Source organism: Candidatus Hakubella thermalkaliphila (assembly GCF_013281975.1).
Classification (GTDB): Bacteria; Actinomycetota; Humimicrobiia; order Hakubellales; family Hakubellaceae; genus Hakubella; species Hakubella thermalkaliphila.
The window spans coordinates 1-953 of record NZ_BLRZ01000325.1; the positions used below are offsets into that span (position 1 = coordinate 1).

General features: G+C 48.7%; 2 protein-coding genes. Both read right to left on the reverse strand.

All coding sequences use genetic code 11. The features are described 5' to 3' along the window. Window positions 1–298: 298 nt before the first annotated feature. Window positions 299–823 (reverse strand): IS630 family transposase, encoded by a 525-nt coding sequence (locus HW443_RS11900; protein WP_176235979.1) that lies wholly within the window; start codon window positions 821–823, stop codon window positions 299–301. Next, the gene (locus HW443_RS14170) at window positions 820–942 is read right to left on the reverse strand and encodes a helix-turn-helix domain-containing protein (protein WP_258190537.1); all 123 of its coding nucleotides are present in this window, start codon (window positions 940–942) and stop codon (window positions 820–822) included. Before HW443_RS14170 ends, HW443_RS11900 begins: the two co-directional genes overlap by 4 nt. Window positions 943–953: the final 11 nt, after the last annotated feature.

Sequence of the window (953 nt, forward strand, 5' to 3'; positions counted from 1 at the left end):
ACTCTTTGGGAGTGCGTCAGTGCCAACGGCTCTTTCACCAACTTGGCTTCACGGGTGATGAGGCCATCATGAGAAATTACCTGGAAAATAAACCAAATATTTTGAGAGTTCGTGGCTTATAGCCACATCATGACAAATTATGAAGAAAGCTTGGCTGACAGGAATGTCAAGCAGTGATATTATAGCAGTATTTTGTAAATCAACCCAAGAAAGGAGACCCAATGAACAGCCAGAGCCTTCTAAAGCTAGTTGGCAGTGCTTTCATCGCCCTGGTAGTGCTGATTCTATATGTAACGTCTTAAATATTTGCGCATAAGATTCTGAGTCCCTCATTGGGGTACTCCCATTTCGCAAAATGGGCATTCAGGGCTGTTTCGAGCTCTGCAAGTGATTCTAGGTAGCGGTTGTGGGTGATTTGTCGGCGGGTGATGCGCCAAACCCGCTCGATCGGATTCAGTTCGGGAGAGTAAGGGGGAAGGAAAAGACGCACAAGTCGTTCCCCATGAGTGAGAAAGAAATCTTTCAGTCCTTTTGCTCGGTGCCAAGAGGCGTTGTCTAAAATGAGGTGGATCTTCCCATCGGTATGTTGGAGAAGATACTTTAGAAAATGGCCAAAGGTCTGGGCGTTGAAGGTAGTGGCTTGACGGGTAAGAAGGCGTCCTGTTTTCAAGTCGAGAGCCCCCAAGATACTCACCTTCTCGCGCGTAGAAGCGGAACGGATGCAGGGCTGCTGTCCCCGGGGAGCCCACATGCGAATCAAGCTGGTATGTCGTTGAAAATGTACTTCGTCTTCGCACCAAAGTTGCATATTGGGATCCTTCATCCACTGGTAGAATTTTTTTTAAAGGCTTCCTGCTGGAGGGGATCAGCCTCATGGGCCTGTCGGCGTGGTCTTTGCAGGGTGAAGCCAAGTTGGTGAAAGAGCCGTTGGCACTGACGCACTCCCAAAGAGA

Excerpts from the sequence above, each read along its gene's own strand:
- HW443_RS11900 (WP_176235979.1), bottom strand. The coding sequence starts at position 823 with ATGAAGGATCCCAATATGCAACTTTGGTGCGAAGACGAAGTACATTTT.